This window comes from Streptomyces sp. NRRL F-5123 (genome assembly GCF_000721495.1).
In the GTDB taxonomy this organism is placed as follows: domain Bacteria; phylum Actinomycetota; class Actinomycetes; order Streptomycetales; family Streptomycetaceae; genus Actinacidiphila.
The window spans coordinates 1-26,202 of the sequence record NZ_JOHY01000068.1; the positions used below are offsets into that span (position 1 = coordinate 1).

24 protein-coding genes and 1 rRNA gene are annotated in these 26,202 nt (G+C 72.0%); 9 read left to right on the top strand and 16 right to left on the bottom strand.

Features of this window, described 5'->3' with window-relative positions; all coding sequences use genetic code 11:
• Both rrf and IH54_RS0133880 read left to right on the top strand, forming a co-directional pair.
• Window positions 1-89: ribosomal RNA gene (rrf, locus tag IH54_RS42130) — 5S ribosomal RNA — on the top strand; the annotation flags it as partial.
• Window positions 90-224: 135 nt separating this feature from the next.
• Window positions 225-1,256 (top strand): RNA polymerase subunit sigma-70, encoded by a 1,032-nt coding sequence (locus tag IH54_RS0133880; protein WP_031524437.1) that lies wholly within the window; start codon window positions 225-227, stop codon window positions 1,254-1,256.
• 6 nt (window positions 1,257-1,262) lie between these two features.
• On the opposite strand, the gene IH54_RS0133885 is transcribed toward IH54_RS0133880, so the two are convergent.
• From IH54_RS0133885 to IH54_RS0133900, 4 genes are all read right to left on the bottom strand, one after another.
• The gene (locus IH54_RS0133885) at window positions 1,263-2,363 is read right to left on the bottom strand and encodes a LacI family DNA-binding transcriptional regulator (protein ID WP_052398181.1); all 1,101 of its coding nucleotides are present in this window, start codon (window positions 2,361-2,363) and stop codon (window positions 1,263-1,265) included.
• Window positions 2,364-2,517: 154 nt separating this feature from the next.
• Entirely contained in the window at window positions 2,518-4,170 is a 1,653-nt protein-coding gene (locus IH54_RS0133890) for an extracellular solute-binding protein (RefSeq protein WP_031524440.1), read from the bottom strand.
• Between the two features lie 69 nt (window positions 4,171-4,239).
• Entirely contained in the window at window positions 4,240-5,103 is an 864-nt protein-coding gene (locus IH54_RS0133895; RefSeq protein ID WP_031524442.1) for a carbohydrate ABC transporter permease, read from the bottom strand.
• A gap of 74 nt (window positions 5,104-5,177) precedes the next feature.
• Complete coding sequence (locus IH54_RS0133900) at window positions 5,178-6,032, bottom strand: ABC transporter permease (protein ID WP_031524444.1); 855 nt, start codon at window positions 6,030-6,032, stop codon at window positions 5,178-5,180.
• Window positions 6,033-6,330: 298 nt separating this feature from the next.
• Between IH54_RS0133900 and IH54_RS0133910 the strand changes: the two genes are divergently transcribed.
• Complete coding sequence (locus IH54_RS0133910; protein ID WP_031524446.1) at window positions 6,331-7,332, top strand: hydroxyacid dehydrogenase; 1,002 nt, start codon at window positions 6,331-6,333, stop codon at window positions 7,330-7,332.
• Between the two features lie 485 nt (window positions 7,333-7,817).
• Here IH54_RS0133910 and IH54_RS0133915 read toward each other — a convergent pair whose 3' ends face one another.
• From IH54_RS0133915 to IH54_RS0133940, 6 genes are all read right to left on the bottom strand, one after another.
• Window positions 7,818-9,458 carry a type IV secretory system conjugative DNA transfer family protein gene (locus IH54_RS0133915; RefSeq protein WP_031524448.1) on the bottom strand — a complete coding sequence of 547 codons (1,641 nt, stop codon included), beginning with the start codon at window positions 9,456-9,458 and terminating at the stop codon, window positions 7,818-7,820.
• Between the two features lie 10 nt (window positions 9,459-9,468).
• On the bottom strand, window positions 9,469-10,893 hold the full coding sequence (locus IH54_RS0133920) for an ATP-binding protein (protein WP_052398182.1): 1,425 nt from the start codon (window positions 10,891-10,893) through the stop codon (window positions 9,469-9,471).
• A gap of 31 nt (window positions 10,894-10,924) precedes the next feature.
• Window positions 10,925-12,469 (bottom strand): SCO6880 family protein, encoded by a 1,545-nt coding sequence (locus IH54_RS0133925; protein ID WP_031524452.1) that lies wholly within the window; start codon window positions 12,467-12,469, stop codon window positions 10,925-10,927.
• Window positions 12,466-13,791: a hypothetical protein gene (locus tag IH54_RS0133930; protein ID WP_078862738.1), complete on the bottom strand. Its 1,326-nt coding sequence runs from the start codon at window positions 13,789-13,791 to the stop codon at window positions 12,466-12,468. Before IH54_RS0133930 ends, IH54_RS0133925 begins: the two co-directional genes overlap by 4 nt.
• Window positions 13,781-14,647 (bottom strand): hypothetical protein, encoded by an 867-nt coding sequence (locus IH54_RS0133935; protein WP_031524456.1) that lies wholly within the window; start codon window positions 14,645-14,647, stop codon window positions 13,781-13,783. Before IH54_RS0133935 ends, IH54_RS0133930 begins: the two co-directional genes overlap by 11 nt.
• Window positions 14,648-14,878: 231 nt before the next feature.
• Window positions 14,879-15,187, bottom strand: coding sequence for a hypothetical protein (locus tag IH54_RS0133940; protein WP_031524459.1), 309 nt, complete (start codon window positions 15,185-15,187; stop codon window positions 14,879-14,881).
• A 374-nt stretch (window positions 15,188-15,561) separates the two neighbouring features.
• On the opposite strand from IH54_RS0133940, the gene IH54_RS0133945 reads away from it, so the two are divergent.
• On the top strand, window positions 15,562-16,569 hold the full coding sequence (locus tag IH54_RS0133945) for a bifunctional lytic transglycosylase/C40 family peptidase (RefSeq protein WP_031524461.1): 1,008 nt from the start codon (window positions 15,562-15,564) through the stop codon (window positions 16,567-16,569).
• 338 nt (window positions 16,570-16,907) lie between these two features.
• Window positions 16,908-17,606 (top strand): phosphatase PAP2 family protein, encoded by a 699-nt coding sequence (locus IH54_RS0133950; protein ID WP_031524464.1) that lies wholly within the window; start codon window positions 16,908-16,910, stop codon window positions 17,604-17,606.
• A gap of 93 nt (window positions 17,607-17,699) precedes the next feature.
• Here IH54_RS0133950 and IH54_RS0133955 read toward each other — a convergent pair whose 3' ends face one another.
• Complete coding sequence (locus IH54_RS0133955; RefSeq protein ID WP_234344160.1) at window positions 17,700-19,307, bottom strand: FAD-binding oxidoreductase; 1,608 nt, start codon at window positions 19,305-19,307, stop codon at window positions 17,700-17,702.
• Between the two features lie 121 nt (window positions 19,308-19,428).
• Window positions 19,429-19,599 (bottom strand): hypothetical protein, encoded by a 171-nt coding sequence (locus tag IH54_RS46350; RefSeq protein WP_199923505.1) that lies wholly within the window; start codon window positions 19,597-19,599, stop codon window positions 19,429-19,431.
• An 84-nt stretch (window positions 19,600-19,683) separates the two neighbouring features.
• Between IH54_RS46350 and IH54_RS0133965 the strand changes: the two genes are divergently transcribed.
• Window positions 19,684-20,538 carry a hypothetical protein gene (locus tag IH54_RS0133965; RefSeq protein WP_031524469.1) on the top strand — a complete coding sequence of 285 codons (855 nt, stop codon included), beginning with the start codon at window positions 19,684-19,686 and terminating at the stop codon, window positions 20,536-20,538.
• Window positions 20,539-20,763: 225 nt separating this feature from the next.
• Window positions 20,764-20,919 (top strand): hypothetical protein, encoded by a 156-nt coding sequence (locus IH54_RS46355; RefSeq protein WP_199923506.1) that lies wholly within the window; start codon window positions 20,764-20,766, stop codon window positions 20,917-20,919.
• A gap of 9 nt (window positions 20,920-20,928) precedes the next feature.
• Here the strand turns inward: IH54_RS46355 and IH54_RS0133975 are convergent, their stop codons facing one another.
• Window positions 20,929-21,303 (bottom strand): metal-sensitive transcriptional regulator, encoded by a 375-nt coding sequence (locus tag IH54_RS0133975; protein ID WP_078862739.1) that lies wholly within the window; start codon window positions 21,301-21,303, stop codon window positions 20,929-20,931.
• A gap of 189 nt (window positions 21,304-21,492) precedes the next feature.
• Here IH54_RS0133975 and IH54_RS0133980 point away from each other — a divergent pair, with 189 nt between their 5' ends.
• Together IH54_RS0133980 and IH54_RS0133985 are read left to right on the top strand one after the other, a co-directional pair.
• Entirely contained in the window at window positions 21,493-22,113 is a 621-nt protein-coding gene (locus IH54_RS0133980; RefSeq protein ID WP_031524479.1) for a DUF47 domain-containing protein, read from the top strand.
• A gap of 5 nt (window positions 22,114-22,118) precedes the next feature.
• Window positions 22,119-23,114 carry an inorganic phosphate transporter gene (locus IH54_RS0133985; RefSeq protein WP_031524481.1) on the top strand — a complete coding sequence of 332 codons (996 nt, stop codon included), beginning with the start codon at window positions 22,119-22,121 and terminating at the stop codon, window positions 23,112-23,114.
• A gap of 108 nt (window positions 23,115-23,222) precedes the next feature.
• Here the strand turns inward: IH54_RS0133985 and pstB are convergent, their stop codons facing one another.
• The 3 genes from pstB to pstC are packed head-to-tail and all read right to left on the bottom strand — an operon-like array spanning window position 23,223 to window position 26,113.
• Complete coding sequence (pstB, locus tag IH54_RS0133990; protein WP_031524484.1) at window positions 23,223-23,999, bottom strand: phosphate ABC transporter ATP-binding protein PstB; 777 nt, start codon at window positions 23,997-23,999, stop codon at window positions 23,223-23,225.
• Between the two features lie 54 nt (window positions 24,000-24,053).
• Window positions 24,054-25,130, bottom strand: coding sequence for a phosphate ABC transporter permease PstA (pstA, locus tag IH54_RS0133995; RefSeq protein WP_031524486.1), 1,077 nt, complete (start codon window positions 25,128-25,130; stop codon window positions 24,054-24,056).
• The gene (gene pstC, locus IH54_RS0134000; RefSeq protein ID WP_031524488.1) at window positions 25,127-26,113 is read right to left on the bottom strand and encodes a phosphate ABC transporter permease subunit PstC; all 987 of its coding nucleotides are present in this window, start codon (window positions 26,111-26,113) and stop codon (window positions 25,127-25,129) included. Before pstC ends, pstA begins: the two co-directional genes overlap by 4 nt.
• Window positions 26,114-26,202: the final 89 nt, after the last annotated feature.

Genomic DNA, 26,202 nt, shown 5'->3' on the forward strand with positions numbered 1-26,202 from the left:
CCGGTTACATTCCGAACCCGGAAGCTAAGCCTTTCAGCGCCGATGGTACTGCAGGGGGGACCCTGTGGGAGAGTAGGACACCGCCGAACAAATATTGAGAAATGCGTCAGCCCCCGTGCACAGCACGGGGGCTGACGCATTTCTGCGTTGCGACAGTTTTCCGCGCCCCGCGGTGTCGGTACGGGTGAGGGTGGGTGGACGTACGCGGTGAGGAGGGTCCGGAGATGGCGGCGGAGACCTGGCAGGACGGCGAGGCGGTGCTCGCGCGGGCGCGGGCGGGGGACGGGGACGCCTTCCGGGAGCTGACCGAGCCCTACCGGCGGGAGCTCCAGCTGCACTGTTACCGCATCCTCGGCTCCCTCCAGGACGCGGAGGACCTGCTCCAGGAGACGCTGCTCGCCGCATGGCGCGGGCTCGACGGCTACCAGGAGCGGGCGTCGGTGCGGACGTGGCTCTACCGCATCGCCACCAACCGCTGCCTGAACGCGCTGCGGGCCGGGCAGCGGCGGCCCGCACGGCCGGAGACGATGACCGCGCTGCCCGAACCCTCGCGGCGGCCCGCGGAGCCCGCGTGGCTGGAGCCGTATCCTGAGCCGCTGCTCGGCGAGCTGCCGGACCAGGAGCCGGGGCCCGAGGCGCGGTACGAGGCGCGGGAGGCCGTGTCGCTCGCGTTCGTCGTCGGGCTGCAGCAGCTCGTGCCGCGGCAGCGGGCGGTGCTCGTGCTGCGTGACGTGCTGGGCTTCCGGGCCGCCGAGGTCGCGGCGATGCTCGGGACAACGGCGAACGCCGTGCACCTCGCCCTGCGCCGGGCCCGTGCCGTACTCGATGCCGCGCTGCCCGGGCAGGACCGGGAGCGGGCGCCGCTGCCGGGGTCGGCGGAGGAGCGGCGGGTGGTCGACGCGTTCGCGCGTGCCTTCGAGGCGGGGGATGTCGCGGCCCTCGTGGAGCTGCTCACGGGGGACGCGCGGCTCACGATGCCGCCGCTGGAGGCCACGTACGAGGGCGTGCCGGCAGTCGCGGACTTCCTGCGGACGGTCGTCTTCGCGGACGGGCGCAGCTATGTGCTCCGTGGGTTGCGGGCGAACGGGCAGCCGGCGTTCGCGCTCTACCGGCGGGACCGGGGCTCGTCGATCGCGCACGCGCACGGGGTGATGGTGTTGGGCCTTGCGGGCGGGCGGGTGGGGGACATGACGAGGTTCGTCGACAACGGGCTGCTCGGCGCGTTCGGGATGGCGCGGTCCCTGCGCGAGGGGTGAGGGCCGTCAGCGCAGGTGGCGGACGCTCGCGCGCAGGACGGTGTGGGTGCCGAGGAGGTGGCGGGACTGGGTGGGGGTGCGGGGCCCGGCGGACTCCTCGGCGAGGGCGAGGCGGACGGCCTCGCGGCCGAGCTCGTAGGCGGGGATGTTGACCGTGGTCAGCGGGGGGTTGAGGTCCTGGGCGAGGCCGTCGTTGTTGTAGCCGACGACGGAGATGTCCTCGGGGGTGCGCAGGCCGTACTCGCGCATCGCGGCCATCGCGCCCGCCGCGGCCTGGTCGTCGCCGGCGAAGACCGCGGTGAAGTCGGGTCGGCCGTCGCAGCCGGCGAGGATCTGCCGCATGTTCGCGTAGCCGTGGGCGCGGCCGACGCCGATGCCCTCGACGCGCTCGGCGGACGACGGCAGGCCGTGGTCGGCCAGGGCCCGGCGGTAGCCGGCGATGCGCGGCTCGGTGGTGGTGTGGCCGGGCATGGTGCCGAAGTAGAGGATGTCGCGGTGGCCGGCGGACAGCAGGTGGCTGGTGATGGCGTAGGCGCCGGCCTCGTTGTCGTACTCGACGACGAGGACGGGCATGTCGGGGCTGGGCGCGGGGCGGCCGCACAGCACGAGGCGGGAGCCGGCCGCGGCCAGGCCGTGGGCGTACTCGCCGAGCCGGGCCTGGTAGCGCTCGTCCTCGACGGCGCCGCCGACGAGGACGACGAACTCGCAGCGCTGCTCGCGCATCATCTGCACGAGGGCCAGTTCGCGCGCCTCGTCGCCGCCGTGGCTGCACACCATGCACAGCCGGCCGCGGGCGGCGGCCTCCTGCTCGACGCCCTGGGCGACGGAGGCGTAGAAGGCGCTGTCGACGGAGGAGACGATGACGGCGACGGTCTTGGGCCCGGTGCCGGCGAGGGCGCGGGCGCGGCCGTCGATGACGTAGTCGAGGTCCTTGACGGCCCGCAGCACCTTCGCGCGCGCCGCGGCGGACGTCGGGTAGTTCCCGGCGAGGACGCGCGAGACGGTGGCGACCGAGACGCCCGCGCGGTCCGCGACGTCGCGGATGGTGACGCGGCGCGTGCCGTTGCCGCCGGCCGTGGTGCCCGGCCCTGGTGAAGTCTGCGCCATCCCCGCCATCCGATGTCCCCGGCGCCCCGGTGTGCCCGGTGTGCCGGTGTCCGCCCCGGCCGTGCGCCGCCGCCCAAGCGTAGTGGGCCGGGTGCGGCGGCGCCGGGCCGGTGCGCGTCCGTGGTCTGCTGTGCTGTCCGGCGGTGTGCCGGGGTCAGTGGTTCGAGGCGTAGTCCTTCGCGTAGTCCTCGGCGATCCGGTCCAGGCCCTGGTTGCGCATCTTCTTCACGGCGTCGCCCCAGGCGCTCATCGGCTTGCGGCCGCTCACGACGTCGCCGATCGTGTCGGTGCGCAGCTGGTCGATGGCCGCGCCGACGCGGCTGAAGGTCTGGGACTGGAGGCCGAAGCGCGGGTTGCGCACCAGCATCGGGGCGACCTTGAGCTGCCAGGCGTGGTTGCGCTGGACGACGTCGGGGCGGCCGGGCATGTAGAGGACCTGCGGGGCGTCGCACAGGTACTTGATCGGCAGCTGCACCGGGTTCTCGACCTGGCCCAGCTCGGTGGGGAGGGGGGAGCCGTTGCCGTCGCGGGTGAAGTGGGTGCCCTCGACGCCGAAGTGGTTGAGCTCGTACTCCTTGGTGCCGAACGGCGAGGCGAGGTAGTCCAGGACGCGCAGGATGAGCTTGATGCGGTCGGGCGTGGTCTTCTTCAGCACGGTGTAGCCCCAGGCGCCCTTGGCCCGTTGCATGCCGGGCTTGGCGCCGTTGGAGGGCGTGTACGGGACGGCGGCGTCGAGGACGAAGGCGTCCTTGATGCTGGGGACCGAGGTGCTCAGCGCCCCGAAGCCGTCGACCATGGAGCCGACGGTGCCGTTGTAGAAGAAGGTCTTGCAGTCGACCGTCGAGGTGCCCAGGACGTTGGGGTTGTAGAGGTTGGCCTGGCGCAGCTCGAGCATGAACTCGATGGAGGCGCGGTACTCGTCGGTGGTGTACGCGCTGACGAAGGCGCCGCCGTCGAGCTTCCACTCCTGCGGGGCGCCCCACGCCATGGAGTGCATGGTCTCGCCGAACAGCAGCGGCTGCGACGAGCCGAGGCCGTACTTCCTGCCCTTCGTCGCGGCCTTGGCGACCTCCAGGAAGTCCTCGGATGTCCAGCCGTCCTTCATGCCGGCGGCGGTGAAGACGTCGTTGTTGATCCACAGGCAGTTGCCGGGCGCGGAGCGCTGGACGGGGATGCCCCACAGCCGGCCGGCGATGTGGCCCATGTCCTGCCAGACGTACGTGGGCAGGTTCGCGAGGTTCGGGTAGGCCTTGACGGCGTCGCCGGAGATGTAGTCCGACAGGTCGGCGCACTTGGAGACGACGAAGTCGGCCTCGCGGGGGAGGGTGTGGCCGCCGCCGAAGTTGATGACGTCGGGCAGGTCGTTGCCGGCCATCATGGTGGCCATCTTGGTCATGTAGTCGGAGTCCGGGACGACCGTGAACTCCAGCTTGACGCCCAGCGCCTCGTTGACCGCCGTCCAGAACCTGTTCTCGCCGGCGGGCTTGGGCGGGGTGCCGTAGGTGATCGTCATCACCTTGATCGTCTCGGTGCCCTTGCCGGGCTTGTCGTGGACGGCGGTGGCGAGCTCCTTGGGGTAGCTCAGGTAGCCGGGCTGGATGCCGTCGGCGGTGCCGGGCAGGTCGGGGGCGGGCCCGGAGAAGGGGACGTACGCGGGCCAGGGGGCGAGCTTCTTGCCGGCGTTGCCGACGTCGTGCTTCCTGCCCGAGGTGGAACAGGCGGCGAGGACGGACGGCGCGGCCACGGCGGCACCACTTGCGGCGATCGAGCGCAGGAGGGAGCGCCGCGAGAACGACGGGGTACTCACGGGAGGTCCTTTCGGAGGGGTGAGGGGTTTGGCTGGTGCTGTGACCGGCAAACCCTCCCGGTCACAGCACTAGCTCTTGATGGCGCCGGTGAGCACGCCCTTGGTGAAGTACTTCTGAAGGAAGGGGTAGACGAGCAGGATCGGTACGGTCGCCACGACGAGCACCGCCATCTGGATCGTCTGCGGCGCGGCGACCTGGGAGGCGTCGCCGACACCGGAGTCCGCGAGCTGCGCGCCGCCGATGACGTACGTGCGCAGCACCTGCTGCAGCGGCCACTTGCCGGAGTCGAGGTAGATCGAGGCGTAGAACCAGGCGTTCCAGTACGACACCGCGTAGAACAGGCCGACGACGGCGAGCGCGGCCCTGGACAGCGGCAGCACGATGCGGCGCAGGATCAGCCACTCGCTCGCGCCGTCCAGCCGGGCGGCCTCGTGCAGCTCCTCGGGCAGCGACTGGAAGAAGCCGCGCAGCACGACCAGGTTGAAGACGTTGATGAGCACCGGGGCGACCAGCGAGCTGTAGCCGTTGAGCAGGTGCAGGCCCTTGACCAGCAGGAACGCCGGGATCATGCCGGGTGGGAAGAGGAAGGTGAAGAGGATCAGCAGCAGGATCGGCCGGCCGCCGAAGACGTCGCGGCGGCTGAGCGCGTAGGCCAGGCCGATCGTGCAGACCATGCTCGCGGCGGTGCCGAGGATCGTGATGCCGGCGCTGACCCACAGGGCGTGGGTGACGATGCCGCCGTCGAAGAGCTGGTGGTAGGCGCGCAGCGTGGGGTGCTGCGGCCACAGCACCCAGCCGCCGTTGGCGACGACCTCGTCGGTGGAGGCCAGGCTCGTCGCGACGATGATCAGGAACGGTACGCAGACCAGCAGTACGACCGCGGTCAGCGCGACGGCCTTCGCGGCCCGGGTGGCCGGGCGCGGCCGCTCCATCCACGCGGGGCGCGGGCCGGGTCCGGGGTGCCGGGCCGCCGGACGGGACCGGCGCCGGGCCTGGGTGAGGCTGCTCACTGGTAGACCCCCTGCTCGCCGAGGCGGTGCGCGACCTTGTTCGCGGCGAAGACGAGGACGGCGCCGACGACGCCCTTGAACAGGCCGGCCGCGGCGGCGTACCCGTAGTCGCCGCCTACCAGGCCCTTGAAGTAGACGAAGGTGTCGATGACCTCGGCCGCGCCGGTGCCGACGGAGGAGCGCTGCAGCAGCATCTGCTCGAAGCCGACCGACAGGATGTCGCCGAGCCGCATGATCAGCAGCAGCACGACGATCGGCCGGATGGCGGGCAGCGTGACGTTCCAGAACCGCCTCCACGGGCCCGCCCCGTCGAGGGCCGCGGCCTCGTACTGCTGCTCGTCGACCTGGCCGAGGGCGGCGAGGAAGATGATCGTGCCCCAGCCGCAGTCCTTCCAGATCACCTGGGCGATGACCAGCGGCTTGAACGCCTCCGGGTTGCCGATGACGTTCACGGTGTGCAGGTTCGCGTCGCCCAGGACGTTGTTGAGCAGGCCCGTCTCGCCGAGCACCTGCTGGAAGACCGCCACGACGATCACCCAGGACAGGAAGTGCGGCAGGTACACGACCGACTGCACGAAGCGCCGGATGCTGTCCCGCGTGAGGCTGTGCAGGAGCATCGCGAGAGCGATCGGCACCGGGAAGAAGAAGACCAGCTGGAGCAGCGCGATCACCACGGTGTTGAGCAGCGCGTGCCAGAAGTCCGGGTCGCCGAACATGGTCCGGAAGTTGTCGAAGCCCACCCATGCGCTGGCCCACAGGCCGTCGAAGGGGACGTAGTCCTTGAACGCGATGACGTTGCCCGCCAGCGCGCCGTAGTGGAAGACCAGGAAATACGCCACGCCGGGGGCCATCAGCACCAGCAGTGCCCAGTCCCTGCGCAGCCGTTTGAGGCGCGTCCCACGCCCCGCCCGTCCGGCCCGTCCGTCTGCACCGGACGCACCCGCCGCTCCTGTGCGGCCGGTGGCGTCCCGTTCGGCTGTCGCCATCGCGTCCTCCTCGACGCCTTGAGGTGGGAGGGAACCTAAACCGGTTACTACGAGAGGGTCAAGCCCTTGCGCACCGCAGAACGTTGACCCTTGGAGTGCCCGGACCTAATCTGAGTGCATCGAGGAGTAACCGATTACACGCGATCACACGCAAGGGGCAGACATGGCGGAGCGGCCGAAGCTGGTGCTGGCGATGCAGCAGGACATCGTGGACCTCGTCCTCCCGGCACCGCTGCGCGACCGGCTCGGCACGCTCGCCGACGTCCATCAGGTGCTCGTGACCGACGCCGCCGACCCGGCGAGCGACGCGGCTTTCGCTGAGGCGGAGATCCTCTTCACCGGGTGGGGCGCACCCGAGATCGACACCGCGCTCCTCGCGCGCACCCCGCGGCTCGCCGCCGTCATCCACGCCGCGGGGACGGTCAAGCACCACGTGCGACCCGAGGTGTGGGCGCGCGGTGTCGCCGTGTCGTCAGCCGCCGACGCCAACGCCGGGCCCGTCATCGAGTTCACGATGGCCACGGTCGTCCTCGCCGCGCGCCGCGCCCTCGGCTACGCCGCCGGGTACCACCACGGGCTGCAGCCCGCGCACGCCGAGCGGCGCGGCGCCGACGGGGCCGTCGTCGGCGTCATCGGGGCGTCCCGCATCGGCCGCGGCGTCATCGCCCGGCTGCGCGCCGCCGACGCCGGCTTCCAGGTGCTGCTGGCCGACCCGTACGTCACCCCGGAGGACGCGCGGGCGCTCGGCGTGCGGCTCGTCGACCTCGACGAGCTGTGCGCCGCGTCCGACATCGTCACCGTCCACGCCCCCGACCTGCCCGAGACCCGCCACCTGCTCGACGCGCGCCGGCTGCGGATGCTTCGGGACGGCGCCGCCGTCATCAACACCGCGCGCGGCCGCCTCCTCGACACGGAGGCGCTGGCGCGCGAGTGCGAGACGGGGCGGATCGAGGCGTACCTGGACGTGACCGACCCCGAGCCGCTGCCGGTGGGGCATGTGCTCCACCGGCTCAGGAACGTGCTGCTGACCCCGCACATCGCCGGGTGCCAGGGGTCCGAGGTGGCGCGCCTCGGCGCGTACGCGGTGGAGGAGGTCGAGCGTTTCGTCTCGGGCCTTCCCCTGCTCGGGGCCGTGGCAGCGGAGGACCTCGCGCGCATCGCCTGACGGCGGGGCGGGGTGCGCTTCCCCGGCGGGGGCTGGGGGCACGTCGGCGGCTCCCCACCGGTGGCGGGTTTCCCGCGCCTGGCGGCGCGGGGGTGTTTCCCACCCCCACCACCCGTGCGAGTAGGAGCAACAGTTGCGGTCCACCTGTGGGGGTGGCTCGCCGTCGGGGGCGAACCGCAGTCCGTTGGGGCATCATCCCCACCTGCGGGCAGCAGCCGACGAGACGTCGGGAGGGGGACGATCCGGGGGTGCCCCCGCAGGAATGCGCTTCCAGTCCCTCAACGGCTACGGAAGAGGGCGAACGCGCATTCCGAGGAGGTACCCCCGGAGTGGCACCCGACCCCACCCACGGCGCCGCCGCGCAGGGGCGCGTGGGGGTACCTCCCAGGCGAAGCTCTGGGGGAGAACTGCGCGAGCAACCCCCCACCCACCGCAAGCTCGCGCGACCAGCGCGCGAGGCACCCCGGAGCGCCCCCGGACAAAGCTCAGCGCAGCGGAATGGCGTCGGGCACGGAGAGCGTCGACGCCGGGTCCAGGGTGAGGCGGAGGTCTGCGGCGGGCCAGAGGGGGGCGGGCCAGCGGGCGGTGGCCTGTTCGGGGGAGCGGAGGACCGCCAGGGTGGGGAGGCCCGCGGTCGTGCCCTCGGCCAGCAGGGCGGGGAGGTCGGGGGCGGGGGCGAGCACCGCGACGTCGTCGAGGACGAAGGTCAGTGGTGGGTCGAGCCGGCCGGCGGGTGACCCTGCGGCCATGCGCCGGCCGTGCTCGACCACGCTGGAGACGAGTGCGGTGAGCAGGGGCATCGCACCCAGGTGGGTACGCGGGTCCTCGACCCGCTCGCCCACCACGTAAAGGGTGCCCAATTCCGCGGCCCACGACTCCACGTCGAGCCCACCGGTCCGGGGCGGATTGCAGGCGTCGCGGATGTGCACGGAGCCCAGCGGTTCCAGGGTCTGCCGGATGAGGGCCTGCGCGGCGTCCCGCCGGTCGGGGTGGGCGTGCAGCACCGACTCCAGCTCGCCGCTCCAGCCGGAGGCCGCGCGCGGGTCGGAGCGCAGGATGCGCACCGCGTCGGCCGCCGCCTGGCCGCCCGCCGCCCAGCGGTGGACCTGGCGGAAGGGGCGGCCGTCGACCGCGGCGGCGTGCAGCCAGCAGCGCAGCAGCGTCACCGCGGTGGAGTGCACGATGGCCTCGTCGGCGCGCGCGGTACGCAGCGGGGCGAGCAGCGCCGCCGCGCGTATCCCCGCGGTCGAGGGCTGCTCGCAGCCGCCGTGCGGCGCCCACCGCAGCCTGCCGGGCACGTCCAGCAGGTGCGCGGGGTCGTAGACGTGCACGGGCCCGAGCTTGCTGCGGTTGCCGACCGTCTGGTGGTACGTGTCCGGGTCCGCCGTGGTGACCAGCACCGGGCCCGCCGCCGCGAGGACCGCCGGCTGCACCACCCGCTTGGCCTGGTCGCCGCGCGGCCCGGCGAACAGCGCGTAGGTGCGCGTCACCTCGCCGCCGTCGAGGGCCGCCGGGCGCGGCCCGGGCGCGGGCGGCGGGGCCGGGGCGGCGCCGACCGGGGGGAGCTCGGCGGTGATCGGGTCGGCGGCCCGCGGCGGGACCGCCCGCGGCACCGTACGGAACCAGGCGTCCAGCCCGTCGTCCTTGCCGTGGGCGTCGCCCGGCGTGCGGCTCCGGCGGCGCGGCGCGGGCACCGCCGCGGCCTCCGCCACCGGCTGCGGCTCGGCTTCCGGCTCGGCGACGGGTACGGGCGCCGGCCTGCGGGCGGGGCGGCGGCCCTTGCCGCGCAGCCGCGCCACCACGTTCATCACCCACACCGCGAGCGTGAACAGCACCATGAACTGCCCGACGAAGATCCCCCAGAACAGCCCCGCGCCGGACAGCCCGCCCGCCGCGGCGTCCGGCCACGCGGCCGGGATGTCGTGCGGCTCGCCGACCAGCGCCCGCATCGCCCGCGGGGTGCGGGTGAAGTGCAGCCCCGTCGGCCACGACCCGTGCGCGAGCAGCCCCGCGATACCGGTCGCCGTCCACACCAGCAGGGTGACGCCCAGCAGGAACGCGATGATGCCGACGACCAGCCCGTCCGGCAGGCCGCCGCCGCTCTGCTCCCGCTTCTGAGCCGCCATGCCCCCCGCCTCACGCCACCGCGTCGTCGGCCATTTGCTTGGCGAGCGCGACCTGCGCCGCGGCGTGCGCCTCCGCGCGTGCCTCGGCCTCGGCTTCCGCCTCCGCCTCGGCCAGGTCGGCGGCGTGCTCCGAGGACGACTGGGTCATGGCGCGGTCGGTGAAGACCAGCGGCCGCTCGGCCTCGGTGATCAGATGCTTGACGACCTGCACGTTGCCGTTGACGTCCCACACCGCGATGCCCGGCGTCAGCGTCGGGATGATCTCCACCGCCCAGCGCGGCAGCCCCAGCACCCGGCCGGTCGCGCGTGCCTCGTCGGCCTTCTGGGCGTAGATCGTGCGCGTCGAGGCCATCTTCAGGATCGCCGCGGCCTCCTTGGCCGCCGCCCCGTCGACGACGTCCGACAGGTGGTGCACCACCGCGACGAAGGACAGGCCGAGCCGCCGGCCGAACTTCAGCAGCCGCTGGAAGAGCTGGGCCACGAACGGCGAGTTGATGATGTGCCAGGCCTCCTCGACCAGGAAGATGCGTTTCTTCCGGTCCGGCCTGATCCACGTGTGCTCCAGCCACACGCCGACGATCGCCATCAGGATCGGCATCGCGATCGAGTTGCGGTCGATGTGCGAGAGGTCGAAGACGATGAGCGGCGAGTCCAGGTCGATGCCCGCGCTCGTCGGGCCGTCGAACATGCCGCGCAGGTCGCCGTCCACCAGCCGGTCCAGCACCAGCGCCACGTCCAGGCCCCAGGCCCGCACGTCGTCCAGGGCGACGTTCATCGCCTCGGCGGACTCCGGCATCGGGTGCCGCAGCCGCTCGACGATGTCGGTCAGGATCGGCTGGCGGTCCGTCACCGTGTCGGCCACGTACGCGTGCGCGACCTTCAGCGCGAAGCCCGACCGCTCGTCCAGACCGCGGCCCATCGCGACCTCGATGATGGTCCGCAGCAGCGCCAGCTGGCCGGTCACGGTGATCGCCGGGTCCAGCGGATTGAGCTTGATGCCGCCGTCCAGCGCCGCCATCGGGTCCAGCCGGATCGGGGTCAGGCCCATCGCCTGCGCGATCAGATTCCACTCGCCGACGCCGTCCTCGCCCTGCGCGTCCAGCACCACCACCTGGCGGTCCCGGAAGCGCAGCTGGCGCAGCACGTACGTCTTCTCCAGCGCCGACTTGCCGTTGCCGGACTCGCCCAGCACCAGCCAGTGCGGCGCGGGCAGCTGCTGGCCGTAGAGCTGGAAGGGGTCGTAGATGTAGCCCTTGCCCGAGTAGACCTCGCGGCCGATGATCACCCCGGAGTCGCCCAGGCCCGGCGCCGCGGTCGGCAGGTAGACGGCCTGCGCCTGGCCGGTCGAGGTGCGCACCGGCAGCCGCCCCGTCTCGACACGGCCGAACAGGAAACTGGTGAACGCCTCGGTGAGCGCCGCGAGAGGGTCCAGCATGGGCATGGCGACGGCCTCCTCAGGACGGCGACTAGCGGCGGATGCCGGTGGCGAACGGCAACGTATTGACGAATGCCCGGTGGTGCTCACGATCGCACCACTCAAGCTTCAAATACGACTTACCGGCGGAAGCGCGAATGGTGCGCTTGTCGCGCGCCAGCGCTTCCGGGGAGCGCGAGGACACCGTGATGTAACCCACCAGGTTCACCCCGGCCGCGCCGCTCGCCAGGTCCTCGCCGCGCTGGTCGATCCGGCCGTGGTGCGCGATGTCACGCGGGTCCACGGTGCGGTTCATCTTCGCGGCGCGGCTCGCCTCGGCGTCGTCGTTGGTCTTCTCCGTCAGCATCCGCTCGATCGCGACATCGGTCGGCTCCAGGTCCATCGTCACCGCGACCGTACGGATCACGTCCGGGGTGTGGACCAGCAGCGGCGCCAGGAAGTTGACGCCCACCGGGGTCATCGGCCACTCCTTGATCCACGCCGTGGAGTGGTGCCAGGGCGCCCGGGTCGTCGACTCGCGCGTCTTGGCCTGCAGGAACGTCGGCTCGGTCGCGTCCAGCTCGGCCGGCCACGCGTTGCGCCGGGTCATCGCCTGGATGTGGTCGATGGGGTGGTCCGGGTCGTACATCGAGTGGATGAGCGACGCCAGCCGCGCCTGCCCCAGCGGCTGCCGCACCCGGATGTCCGCCTCGGCGAGCCGCGCACAGATGTCGTTGAGCTCGCGCGCCATCACCGCGGCGAGCCCGGCGTCCTTGTCGACCTTGCGGCCGCGTCCGCTCGAAGCCCGTGCCAGCGCGTTGCCCTCGGCCGCGAGCTCGCGGGTGAAGTGCATGCAGGCCACCAGGTACGCGCGGTGCTGCTCGGAGGACGTCGACACCATCGACTGGAGCTGGTCGTAGGAGTCCTTGAGCCACCGCTCCGCCTCCGGGTCGCCGCGCTGGGCGACGTCCTTGGCGTGCGCGTCCGGATCGGCGGGCAGCGTACGGGCCAGCATCTGCAGCCGGGTGACGAAACCGTCGCCGTTGGCCACGTGCTTCAGGAGCGTGCCGAACCGCTCGACCAGGGCCTCCTGGTCCTCGCTGTCCCGCAGGCCGACACCTGGACCCTCGATCTCGATCGCCGCCGTCACCGTCCGCCGGTCCACGTGCAGCAGCACCGCGATCTCGTCCGGCCCGAAGGGCGCCGCGAGCCAGCTGATCCGCCCGATCCCCGGCGGCGGCCCCACCTCGACCTCCCGCCCGTCCAGCGCGGTGCCCGCCTCCTGCACCGCCGAGCGGTACGTCGGCGCGACCCGCAGCGTACGGCGGTAGGTGCGGTTGATCTCGAACCAGCGGTAGAACGTGCGCCTGCGGTACGGCAGGAAGACCGCGGCCAGCGCCAGCACCGGCCAGCCGATCAGGCCGACGATGCGCAGCAGCAGGAACGGCACCAGCAGCCCGTTGAGCATGCCGAGCCCCGCGCCGAGCACGATCAGCACGATCTCGCCGGTCTCGCGGTTCTTGCCCACGATCGCGTTGGGCCGTGCCTTGCCGATCAGATAGGTGCGGCGCGGCTGGGTGAAGGGCTGGGTCGTCACCCGCGATCACCTCCCTGCGAAGTGCCGTTGTCCGTTCCCCGGTTCGCCCGGAAGGGCGCCCCCAAGCCTCCGCCGCCGGTGCCGGGGCGCGGCGGTGCCGGGGCGCCGCCGCCCTGGCCGCCGCCGCGCGCGCTGTGCGCCGCGATGCCGCCCGCCACCGGGTTCGACGGTGTCGGGGCGCCGCCGCCCTGGGCCTGCTCCTGCGGGCCGCCGCGGGCGCTGTGGGTCTTGATGCCCTGCTTGACGAGCGCGGCCGGCGACGAGATCACCGCGGCGGCCTGGCTCTGGCCGCTCGCCTTGCGGCTGTTGCGCAGGTTGACCACGTCGTCCCCGAAGCCCGGCACGAAGCGGTAGATCATGAAGCTCGCGAAGATCGCCAGCAGGATGATGGCCAGACCGGACACCACGGCCGAGAACGAGTCCGGCCCGTCGTCCGTCGAGGACAGCGCGCCCGCCAGGCCCAGCACGATCACGATCACCGGTTTGACGAGGATGACCGCGATCATCACACCGGCCCAGCGCCTGACGTGGTGCCACATGTTCTTGTCCACCAGACCCGCGTACACCGCGGTGCCGAGCATCGCGCCCACGTACAGCAGCGCCGCCCGGATCACCAGCTCCAGCCACAGCACGCCCGCGGCCAGCACCGACACCATCGACACGACGATGAGCATGATCGGGCCGCCGCCGATGTCCGTGCCCTTGGTGAGCGCGGCGGAGAAGGAGCCGAAGAAGACATCGGTGTCGGACTTCGTGCCCGAGGACATCACGTCCGTGACGGCGTCGGTCGCCGACACCACGGTGTAGAGGATCAGCGGCGTGAAGGCCGATGCCAGCACCGTCAGCCACAGGAAGCCGACCGCCTCGGTCAGTGCCTCCGTCATCGGCACGCCGCGCACCGCCCGCTTGGCCACCGCCAGCAGCCACAGGATCAGCGTCAGGATCGTCGACGCGGCGAAGACGACGGCGTACTGGCGGAGGAAGGAGGTGTTGGTGAAGTCGACCTCGGTCGTCTTCGTCACCGCGGCCGAGAGTTTGTCGATCGTCCAGCCGGCGGCGTTGCCGCAGCCTTTGGCGAGGGAGGAGAGGGGGTCGAGGGATTCGGTTGCGGGGGACTTGGGCTTTGACGGTGTGCCGCTGGTGCAGTAGTCCTTGGCCCCGCCCACCAGTAGGGAGCAGGAGCTGTCGTCGGGCGTCGCCGAAGCCGTCGGCGTCGCGCTCGGCGTAGGCGTGTCGGCCAGGGCCGCGGACACGGGCCCGAGGCTCAGGGTGAGGACGGCGGCGGTCACGAGGGACCGGCGCAGACGGCGGCTACCTGGCATACGTGAACCCTCCGTAGTCCCGGACCGCGCCGGCGATGGCGTCGGCGGAGGCGGCCTGGTTGTCGGCGGCGACGGGGGCGGGGCCGTCCTTCTGGGAGGAGGAGCGGAGCTTCCAGTCGCCGCCCGACCAGACCAGCTGCTCGGTGATGGTGAACCAGGCGGTGCTGACCGGCTTGGTGGAGCCCGTGCCGGCGAGGCCGACGAGGTCGGTGCACCAGACCTCGACGGTCGTGGTGCCGGAGCCGGTGGAGCCGCCCGCGGTGACCTTGGTGCCGATCGGGACCGTGCGGGAGACGAAGGTGAGGCCGTCCGGGGCGGTGCCGTCGGCGTTCAGGCCGAGGTTCTTGAGCGCGTCGCCGGAGTAGGCGCTGTCCAGGTTCTGCTGGAGGGTGGCGCTGACGGCCGGGTCGTAGATGGCGGTGACGATGGCGTGCCGCCGGCCGGCGTTGAACATGTCAGCCGAGCCGAGCGCGACCGCGTAGTTGGCCGCCGCGGACTGCGCGCCCTGGTCGGTGTGGGCGAAGCCGGCCGGGATGCCGGCGGCGCTCTTGCCCTGGACGGGCCGCTGCCCGGTGGGGTCGGTGGGCGCGGCCTTGGAACCGTGGCTGCCGGTGGTGCTGCCGGTCGCGGTGCCCGTGGAGGCGCCCGACGTACCGCTGCCGTTGCCGGCGTTGTCGTGCGAGGCCGACGGGTGGTCGCCGCGGTTGGCGAAGGCCAGCGCGGCGATCAGCAGGACGACGATGCCGACGACCGTGACAAGGGCGCGCCGCGGCTGCGGGCGGCGGCTGCCGCCGTGGGCGGAGTGGCCTTCGGGCAGCCGGGTCCTGGTCGGGGGTCCGTCCTGGCCGAGGCTCATCGCGCGACCGCCCCTCGGGGCGCTGCGGGCGTGCGGATGCCACGGGTCGGGCGGACGGCTCCGCTGCTTGGTCGAGTGGGCATCAGCACGCAGCCTCGGGTGGGAAGGTGGAGCCGGGACGGGCTCCGCGGGACGTGGCTCGGATCGGACAGGGAGGAGGAAGGAAGAAGGAGCGGACGGGGAGGCGACAGCGGCGAGGGGCGCGAACCCGGCTCGGCGCGGCGGCGCGGACTACACGGCCATGCCGTAGACGATGGTGAACAGCGTGCCGAGCGACCCGATGATGAACACCCCGGTCAGCCCGGCGATGATCAATCCCTTGCCCTGCTCGGCGCTGAAGGTGTCGCGCAGCGCGGTCGCACCGATCCGCTGCTTGGCCGCACCCCAGATCGCCATGGCCAGGCACAGCAGGATCGCCACCGCCATGACCACCTCGATCATCACACGGGCTTCCTGGCCCAGTGACCCGAAGGGTCCCCAGTCGGGCGCGATGCCGCCGATGATGGTGTTGATATCGCCCTTGGGGGCTGCCACGAACATGTAACTCACCACCCCGCTCTGTCAGTTGGCTCCCCTGCCGGGGCGCAAGGGGCCAGCATCTATCTTGACGGACGTTTCCGCTGTTGCGCGTCGCTCGGCAACTTTCTCGGCGGATCGTCCGTGTGATCCGGCCCGGAGCCGTCAGACTGGTGGACGGACCGGTGTTCGATGGGACATGGTTGACTACTCTGTGTATCACGAGCATAACCGCTGGGCAACGAGGGGAACGGACGTTCCCGCGCGGGGGCGGCGGTGAAGGTCCGAGAAGATGACGGGACGACGACCTGACGAGCTGACAGAAGTCGACGGAAGTTGAGAGAAGGGGTCCGGCGGGGGCCGGAGGCCCGTGAGCGGCGGAAGGGGAGGGGCTGCTGATGGGGCGTAAGATCTGGCTCGGGTTCGGCGTCGGCGCCGGGTTGTTCTTCTCCTTCATCGCTCTGCTGGTCGTGGGCACCTTCTCGGCGGCCGCGGGTCTGGCGAGCCGCGGGACGAACGCGGTGGGCCTGGCCAAGGGCGCGGTGCCGGACGTCTACCAGTCGCTGGTACGGGACTGGGGCGATCTGTGCCCGGCGCTCAACCCGGCGCTGCTCGCCGCCCAGCTCTACCAGGAGAGCGGCTGGAACCCGCGGGCCCGGAGCGGCGCGGACGCCCAGGGCATCGCCCAGTTCATCCCCGGCACCTGGGCCACGCACGGCATCGACGGCAACGGCGACGGCAAGGCCGACGTCTGGGACCCGCAGGACGCGATCCCCTCGGCCGCGCAGTACGACTGCGACCTGGCCTCGTACGTCAAGAACGTGCCCGGCGACGTCACCGACAACATGCTCGCGGCGTACAACGCGGGCGCCTACGCCGTCATCAAGGCCGGCGGGGTGCCGCCGTACGCCGAGACGCAGAACTACGTCAAGCGCATCCGCACGCTGGAGAAGAGCTTCGCCGCGCCGATCGGGGCGGTCGCGCCGTCGCAGCAGGCGGCGGGGGCGATCTACTTCGCCCAGCAGCGCCTCGGCACTCCCTACCTGTGGGGCGGCGAGGGGACGGCGGCGCAGGACGGGCGGTTCGACTGCTCCGGGCTCACGCAGGCCGCGTACGCCTCGGTGGGCATCACGCTGCCGCGAGTGGCCGCCGACCAGTGGAACGCCGGGCCGCACCCCGCGCGCGGCGAGCTGCTGCCGGGCGACCTGGTCTTCTTCGCGACCAACCTGAGCGACCCGCGCACCATCCACCACGTGGGGATCTACGTCGGCGGCGGCCATATGATCAACGCCCCGCACACCGGCGCGCTGATCAGGTTCGACTCGATCGACGGCGCCGACTACATCGGCGCGACCCGCGTCACCCAGGACGGTGCGCAGGCGCTGCCGGCGGCCGCCGCGTCCTGACGCCCCCGGGATGCCTGGCGGGTGCGGACCGGTGCCGGCGGATGCCGGCAGATGCCTGCGGTGGTGTCCGGCGGGTGGACGGTGCCGTCACCGCGGTCCGTTGCGTCGCCCGCCCGTCACCCGGACGTCATCCTCTGGCCTACGGTCGGCCGCCAAACGCCCCGCGCGGTCACCCTTGCATAACAGCATGGTGATCTTCTGGCGAAGACCGGAACGCTACGTACAGTGCCGGGCGTTGTACGGGCGACAATGGCTTGGTACGCAAGCGACGGGGGTTGCAGACGTGCCGTGCCGCTGAGACACGGTCAGTTGCTAGTGGTTAGAGGGGCACCACCGCCATGGCACAGGGCGCCAACGACAGCGCGAACCCCGACGTCTCCCTGCTCAGATCGATCAACGACCTCGCCAAGCAGGCCCCGCGCGGTGTGGACCGGGCCGTGGAGTTCGCCGGTGAGTACGGGCTGGTGGCGCTGACGCTGCTGCTCGCCGGGTGGTGCTGGTGGCGGGTGGCCCGGCGGTCGGCGGACGCCCCGGCGGCGGTCGCCGGCGTGCTGTGGGCGGTCCTGGCCGCGGGCATCGCGCTGCTGCTGAACTTCCCCGTACGTGCGCTGGTCCGGCGCCCCGGACCGTCCGTCGACCACGACGGCCTCGACGTGCTCGTGTCCGGCCACCACGGCATGTCCTTCGTGAGCGACCACACCGCGCTGGCCGCGGCGGTCGCGGTCGGGCTCTTCATGGTGAGCCGCAAGGCCGGGGCGGTCGCCCTCGTGCTCGCGCTCGCCGAGGGCTTCACCCGCGTCTACCTGGGCACGCACTACCCGACCGACGTCGTCGGCGGCTTCGCCCTGGGTGCGGCCACCACGCTGCTGCTCGCGCCCCTCGCGCTCGCCGGCCTCACCGTGCTGACCCGGCGGGTGGCCGGCACCCGCGCCGCCTTCCTGGTGGTGGCACGGCGCCGTGAGCCGCACCGCCGGGCGCGGACGGCCGCCGCGCACCACCACTGGCACCGCGCGGACGACAAGGACCTCGCTGCCTGACCCCGCCCCGCTGCGGGGTCAAGGCGTTTTCCAGCCGCTCCGGGTCCGGAAGCCGGTCCGGAGCGCGGCCCTGCGGCGGAACCGGAGGGCGGATCAGACCGCCTGCGGGAAGTCGAAGAGCCGGTCCGGGTCCAGCCGGCGCTTGAGGGTGGACAGCCGGTCGGCGTTCGGCCCGTAGTAGGCGGTGCGCCAGTCCCTGAGGGCCGGGTCCGTGTAGTTCTGGTAGGCGGCGCCCGAGGCGTAGCGGCGCATCGCGTCGTGCGTCGTGTTCAGCCAGCCGGTCGTCGACAGCGCGTCGGAGGCCAGGTACTGGGCGAGGAAGCGCGAGCGGCGGTGGCTGAAGGCGGTCGCGGTCGGGTCGACCCGGTTGACGGCGCCGCCCAGCGCGGTCAGCGCGATGCTGCCCGCCCCGCCGCCCTTCGTCCCGGCCAGCCGCTGGACCTGCGAGAGCAGCGCGCTGATCCCGGCCGCGGAGAGGTCGGTGTCGTAGAAGTCGGAGCGCGCGGTGTACGTCTCGCGTCCCAGCTGCCCCGCAGGGGCGAGATGGCACTGGGCGGCGGACCAGTTGCCGCAGCCCGCGTAGGAGAACATCGCGTCGCGGTAGGTGTGCGGGTGCAGCGACACCGACGAGGCGTTCGCGCCCACGGCCGAGGCGAGTCTGTCGGCTGCGGCGGCGAGGTCGGCGCGCGAGCCGGAGGAGAGCATCGGCACGGAGACCTTCGGGGAGCCGCCGGGGGCGCAGTCCAGGTGCAGCGCCGACCATATGTGGTCGGGCTGGTCCGGGCCCCAGCTCTGCCAGGCGGCCACCACGTCGGCGGCCCGGCTCCACGGCCAGGTCAGGTAGCCGGTGACGACCGAGGGCGCGGGGTGGGTGGTGAAGCGCAGCGACGTGACGACGCCGAAATTGCCGCAGCCGCCGCCGCGCAGCGCCCACAGCACGTCGGGCTCGTTGTCCTCGGAGATCTCGTGGACGCTGCCGTCCGCGCCGACGAGGGTGGCGCCGATCAGGTTGTCGCAGGTCAGGCCCATGGAGCGGCTCATGACGCCGTGTCCGCCGCCGAGCGCGAGCCCGGACACGCCGACGGTGGGGCAGGAGCCGGCCGGGACCGTCCGGCCGTGCCGGCCGAGCGTGTCGTAGACGTCGATGAGCTTGGCGCCCGCGGCGACCGTCGCGACCGTGCCGTCCAGCCGTACGGACTTCAGCCGGGAGACGTCGATGACGAGCCGCCCGTCGCCGCTGGAGTAGCCGGCGTAGGAGTGGCCGCCGCTGCGGATCGCCGGGGCCGTGCCGGTGCGGCGGGCGAAGTCCAGGCAGCGGGCGACGTCGTCGGTGCCGGTGACGTAGGCGATGGCCGCCGGGCGCAGGGTGTCGAAGCGGGTGTTGTACAGCCGCCGGTCGGCCGCGTAGGCGCTGTCCTTCGGGAGGACCAGGGTGCCGTGGAGGGCCGAGCCGAGGGCGGACCAGTCCGCGGCGGACGGCGGGTGGGCGGTGGGAGTCGCGGTGGGCGGGGCGGTCGCGGTGGGCGTGCCGGACGCGGGCGGGGCGCCGGTGCTCGGGGTGCCGCCCGCGTTGTCGCCGTCGCCGCCGTCGGAGGGGCCGCAGCCGCTCAGCCAGGCCGCCGCGAGGGCGCCGCCGGCCGCGAGCGCGGTACGCCGCCGCAGCGGCGGCGGGGAGGAGGCCGGGTCGTTCACGCGCTTCACCGCCGCATTCCCGCCGGGGACGCCGGCGACCGGGGACCGGGACTGATCAAGGGCTGTCTGCACAGTCCTAGACGTGCCGGGGCGGGTGCCGGTTGCGGCCGGGCGCGGGCGGTACCCGGGCTCAGTCGGCGGTGTGCTCCTGGGCGTCGCGCCGGGCCCGGTCGCGCGACCGGCGGGCGGGGCCGTGCCAGCCGCAGGAGCAGCGGGCGGTGGCGAAGGAACCGCGCTCGGTGACCGACGTCCGGTGGCTTTCGACCGCGCGCGGATCGTCGAGGTTGCGAAGCTTCGGCACCCCACCACGGTAACGGGCGTGACGGCCCGCTTCCGACGGTCGTTACGGAGGTGAGGCCGAGGCGACGACGGGGATGGTTCAGGGATGACGGCGGCGAAGTCCACGGCGGTGCGGGCGGTGGCCGCGGTTGCCGCGGCCTGGTGCGCGGCGGCACTGCTGGCCGGTTGCGGCGCCGCGCACGGCGACACCGGGGAGGCCGCCCCGGCCCCCGCGGCCGACCCCGCGGTGCTCCTCCGGGGCGCTGCCGACGCGCTGGTGCGGGCCGGCAGCTCGGCGGTCGGCACGTCCCTGCAAATGGCCAGCGGCGGCACCTGGGTCACCGTCACCGGCAGCGGCCGCTACGACTACGCGCACGGGCAGGGCACCCTCACCCTCGTACTGCCGCGCGACGCGGCCGGGGCGCAGGAGCACGCGCCGGTCACCGAGCTGCTCACGCCGGGTGCGCTCTACATGAAGAACCGGGGCGCGGGTGTGCCCGCGGACAAGTGGGTACGCGTCGACATCGCCGCGCTCCCCGACGGCAACCTCGTCACCGGCGGCGCCACCGATCCGCTCGTCGCGGCGCAGCTTCTTCGCGGGGTTCTCGACGTGCGGTTCGCCGGGACGCAGGACCTCGGCGGTGAGCCCGTCCGGCACCTGGCCGGGACGCTCGGCATCGCCGAGGCGGCGCGCGCCTCCGGGGCCCGCCCGCCGGCCGCGCTGTCCGCTGCCGCGGCGGGCTTCGCGGTGGGCCGCGTCCCCTTCGAGGCGTGGCTCGACGGGGCGGGGCGGCTGGTCCGGATGACGCTGCGGTACGCGTACGGGCCAGCCCGTCGCACGGTGGAGGTCGTCTCCACCACCACGTACTCCCGTTTCGGCGCCGCGGTGCCGCCGCCCGCCCTCCCGCCGGCGGCGGACATCTGGGCCGGCAAGATCGTTTCTCCCCCCGCGTCCGGCTGACCCGGTGGTTCCGCCCGGGGCCTGCTCCCTTGCGGTGGCCCGTGCGACCACGCGCCGGCGGACGGTCGCGGCACCTACCGTGAGCGGCCCCCCGGGGCGCCCCCGGAAATGGTCATTACGTGCCATGCGGCGGGGCAAGGAGTGTCCCTACGCTGGAGGGCGGCCGCACGTGCGGCCGCAGGTATGCGCGGCCGCAACAGCAAGCACACCCGGCGAGGAGGGGGAATGGTGCCGTCGCCCGGCGCTACGCTCCAGGACGATCCGGTGGCTCTCGCCGAGATCGAGCTGACCTGCGAGCTGATGATCGCCGCGTCCACCGCCGTCGAGGACCGGCTGAGCTTCGCCCGTATCGACGAGGTCCTGGGGGTCCGTCGCCCGTAGGGCGAGCCGCTACGTGCGCAGCAGCCGCGCTATGGCCGCCGTCGCCTCGGCGACCTTCTCGTCGATCTCCGGCCCGCCGCCGACCGCCGCGGCGGCGACGCAGTGCCGCAGGTGTTCCTCCAGGAGCTGGAGCGCGAAGGACTGCAGCCCTTTCGTACTGGCGGACACCTGGGTGAGGATGTCGATGCAGTAGACGTCCTGCTCGACCATCCGCTGGAGCCCGCGGATCTGTCCCTCGATCCGGCGCAGCCGCTTCAGGTGGGACTCTTTGTCGTGGCTATAGCCATGCGGGCCCTGCGGCGCCACAATCTCGTCTGCTGCCGAAGCCGCTGGTTCCGCCACCGGTTCCGTCACCGCCGCCCGTTCCGTCGTCGCGTCCGCCATCCCGCCATCCGCCCTCTCTGTCCCCTTATACCCCTAGAGGGTATATCTTACCGAATCGATGTCGTGTGCGAGGCATCCCCCGTCCGGGGGACTGTGTCCCATGGGCGACACTGGATGCGCCGGTTAGCAGTGGCCGGATGTTGCGCCTAGCATCAACGAGACGACTCCCATGTATCCCGAGGAACCCACGTGCGCTTTCGTCTGACCCCCAGGGAGACGAGCTTCTACGACATGTTCGCCGCCTCCGCGGACAACATCGTCACCGGTTCGAAGCTCCTCATGGAACTGCTGGGAGCCGATTCGGCCACCCGCGTCGAGATCGCCGAGCGCATGCGGGCGGCGGAGCACGCGGGGGACGACGCGACCCACGCGATCTTCCACCAGCTGAACTCCTCGTTCATCACACCCTTCGACCGGGAGGACATCTACACCCTCGCCGGCTCGCTGGACGACATCATGGACTACATGGAGGAGGCCGTTGACCTGGTCGTCCTCTACAACGTGGAGGAGCTGCCGAAGGGGGTCGAGCAGCAGATCGAGGTGCTGGCGAGAGCCGCGGAGCTGACCGCGGAGGCGATGCCGAACCTGCGCACGATGGACAACCTGACCGAGTACTGGATCGAGGTCAACCGGCTGGAGAACCAGGCCGACCAGATCCACCGCAAGCTGCTCGCGCAGCTCTTCAACGGCAAGTACGAGGCCATCGAGGTGCTCAAGCTCAAGCAGATCGTGGACGTCCTGGAAGAGGCCGCGGACGCGTTCGAGCACGTGGCGAACACCGTGGAGACCATCGCGGTCAAGGAGTCCTGACCCACGTGGACACCTTCGTACTGGTCGTCACCATCGGGGTGGCGCTCTTCTTCACGTACACCAACGGCTTCCACGACTCGGCGAACGCCATCGCCACCTCCGTGTCGACCCGGGCGCTGACCCCCCGGGCGGCGCTGGCGATGGCCGCGGTGATGAACCTGGCGGGTGCCTTCCTCGGCAGCGGCGTTGCCAAGACGGTCAGCAAGGGCCTGATCGACACGCCCCAGGGCCGTTCCGGGATGGGCATCCTCTTCGCCGCGCTCGCCGGGGCGATCGTGTGGAATCTGGTCACCTGGTATTTCGGTCTGCCGTCGAGTTCCAGCCATGCGCTGTTCGGCGGTCTGGTGGGCGCCGCGCTCGCCGGCGGGATCGCCGTGCACTGGTCGGGGGTGGTCGACAAGGTCGTCATCCCGATGTTCGTGTCGCCCGCGGTCGGCCTGGTGCTGGGCTATCTGGTCATGCTGGCGATCCTGTGGTTCTTCCGGCGCGCCAACCCGCACAAGGCCAAGCGCGGCTTCCGGATCGCGCAGACGGTGTCGGCCGCCGGGATGGCGCTGGGCCACGGCCTGCAGGACGCGCAGAAGACGATGGGTGTCGTGGTGCTCGCGCTGGTGATCCACGACCCGGGCAAGGGCTTCGGCATCCCGATCTGGGTCAAGCTGGTGTGCGCGGCGATGATGTCGCTGGGCACGTACGCGGGTGGCTGGCGCATCATGCGCACCCTGGGCCGCCGGATCATCGACCTGGACCCGCCGCAGGGCTTCGCGGCCGAGACGACGTCGGCCTCGATCCTCTACGCGACCTCGTACATCTTCGAGGCGCCGATCTCCACGACCCACGTCATCACCTCGTCGATCATGGGTGTCGGCGCGACCCGCCGGGTCAAGGCGGTGCGCTGGGGCGTGGCCAAGAACATCGTCGCCGGCTGGTTCATCACGATGCCGGCCGCGGCGCTCGTCGCCGCCGCGTGCTTCTGGATCGTCAAGCTCGTCTTCGGCTGAGCCCTCCGGGCCCTCCGGCGGACACGGATCAGGCCCCGCCCCCCTTCCGGGGAGCGGGGCCTGCGCCTTGCGGTGGCACCGCCATGCAGCACCGCACGGCGGTCTGGATCACCCGAAGCGGCCCGAGATGTAGTCCTCGGTGGCCTGCACTGACGGGTTGGAGAAGATCCGCTGGGTCTCGTCGATCTCGATGAGCTTGCCGGGCTGCCCCACGGCGGCCAGGTTGAAGAAGGCGGTGCGGTCGGAGACGCGCGCGGCCTGCTGCATGTTGTGCGTCACGATGACGATGGTGAAGCGCTCCTTGAGCTCGCCTATCAGGTCCTCGATGGCGAGCGTGGAGATCGGGTCGAGGGCCGAGCAGGGCTCGTCCATCAGCAGCACCTCGGGCTCGACCGCGATGGCGCGGGCGATGCACAGCCGCTGCTGCTGGCCGCCGGACAGGCCCGAGCCGGGCTTGCCGAGGCGGTCCTTGACCTCGTTCCACAGGTTGGCGCCCTTGAGCGAGCGCTCGACGATGGTGTCCAGCTCGCCCTTCTTGCGGATGCCGTTGAGCTTGAGGCCCGCCGCCACGTTGTCGTAGATCGACATGGTGGGGAAGGGGTTGGGGCGCTGGAAGACCATGCCGACGGTGCGCCGGACGGTCACCGGGTCGACGCCCGAGCCGTACAGGTTCTCGTCGTCCAGCAGCACCTTGCCCTCGACCCGGCCGCCGGGGGTGACCTCGTGCATGCGGTTGAGGGTGCGCAGGAAGGTGGACTTGCCGCAGCCGGAGGGGCCGATGAAGGCCGTCACCGAGCCGGGCTCGATGGTCATGGAGATGTCGTCGATCGCCTTGTGGGCGGAGTAGTACGCGGACAGGCCGCTGACGTCGATGCGCTTGGCCATGGCTTGGATCACTTCTCTTCCGGGACGGTCTGGCTGACTGGTTGCGTGGCCGCGTCAGCGACCGGCCTTCGGCGCCTTCCATCGGGCGACGGCCCGGGCGACGAGGTTCAGGATCATCACGAAGGCGATGAGCACCAGGGCGGCGCCCCATGCCCGCTGGTAGCTGGGGTCGTTGCCGTTCTGGTACTGCTCGTAGATGTAGTACGGCAGCGACGACTGCGGGTCGTGGAACGGGTCCGTGTTGATCAGGTTGCTGCCGAAGACCAGCAGCGCGATCGGGGCGCTCTCACCGGCGATACGGGCGACGGCCAGCATCACACCGGTGGTGATACCGCCGATCGACGTCGGCACGACGACCTTGACGATCGTGCGCCACTTGGGCACGCCGAGCGCGAGCGAGGCCTCGCGCAGCTCGTTCGGGACGAGCTTGAGCATCTCCTCGGTCGAGCGCACCACGACCGGCAGCATCAGGATCGCCAGCGCGAGCGAGCCCGCGAAGCCGTTCGCCGGCGCCTTGCCCAGCAGCACGAACCAGATCGACAGGATGAACAGACCGGCCACGATCGACGGGACGCCGGTCATGACGTCGACGAAGAAGGTCACCCACTTCGCGAGCGCGCCCTTGCCGTACTCCACCAGGTAGACGGCGGTCAGCAGGCCGAGGGGGGCCGCGATGACGGTCGCGATGCCGACCTGCTCCAGGGTGCCGATGATGGCGTGGTAGACGCCGCCGCCGGGCTGGATGGTCAGCACGTTGTTCATCGAGTGGCTCAGGAAGGTGCCGTCGATGACGCCGGCGCCCTTGCTGATCGTCGTCTCCACCAGGGAGTACAGCGGGATGACGGCCAGCACGAAGCTGGACCACACCAGGCTGGTGGCCACCCGGTCCTTGGCCTGGCGGCGGCCCTCGACCCGGGCGGTGACGGCGTAGGAGCCCAGGACGAACAGCAGCAGGGCGATCAGCCCCCACTGGATGTGGCTGCTCAGCCCGGCGCCGGCGCCGATGCCGCAGCCGACCGCGACGGCACCCGCGGCGATCGCCGGCGGCGTCCAGCGGGGCAGGTGGCGGGTGGAGAGGCGTACGGGGGCGGGACGGGCGGCAGTCGCCTTGTCCATGGTCGCGTCGCTCATGCGTTGGCCCCCGAGTATTCCTTACGCCGCTGGATAATGATCCGCGCGGCACCGTTGACCAGCAGGGTGATGAGGAACAGCACCAGACCGGAGGCGATCAGGGCGTCCCGGCCGAATTCGTCGGCCTCGCCGAACTTCGACACGATGTTCTGCGAGAAGGTGCCGCCGACCGGGTCGAGGATGTGCGCCGACAGCTCGGGCGAGGCGGACAGCACGGTCGCGACCGCCATGGTTTCGCCGAGCGCCCGGCCCAGGCCGAGCATGGAGGCGCTGATGATGCCGGAGCGCGCGAAGGGCAGCACCGACAGCCGGATGACCTCCCAGCGGGTCGCGCCGAGCGCGAGCGCCGCCTCCTGGTGCATCCTGGGCACCTGGTTGATCACCTCGCGGCTGACGTTGGTGATGATCGGCAGCACCATGACCGCCAGCAGGATGCCCACGGTGAACAGCGAGCGGGCCGCGGAGCTGGGGTCCTCCTTGTGGAAGACGACCGTCCAGCCGAGGTAGTCGTCCAGCCAGAGGTTGAGCCCGCGCAGGTGCGGCACCAGGAAGAGGGCGCCCCACAGGCCGTAGATGATGCTGGGCACGGCGGCGAGCAGGTCGATCACGAACGCGATCGGGCCGCCGAGCCGGCGGGGCGCGTAGTGCGTGATGAACAGGGCGATGCCCAGTGCGATCGGCACCGCGATGACCATCGCGATGACCGCGCTGACGACCGTGCCGTAGGCCAGGACGGCGATACCGAAGACCGGCGGGTTGAGGCTCGGCGTCCACTCGAAGGTGGTCAGGAAGTTTCCGTGGTCCTTGGAGATCGCGTGGACCGCGCGGGTGGTGAGGAAGAGCGCTATCGCGGCCATCACCGCGAGGAGCAGGATGCCGGAGCCGCGGGCGAGCCCCGCGAAGATCCGGTCGCCCGGCCGCGTCACGGGCCCGGTGGCCCGGTGCGGCTCGGGTTTGGTGGGGGGTGGGGCGGTGGTTGTCATGTGATCGTTTCTCCGGTCTGGGTGGGGGACGCGGTACGGGCGTCCCCCGGCGGCGGTGCACCGGATACGCGACGGGTCCCGCGACCTCA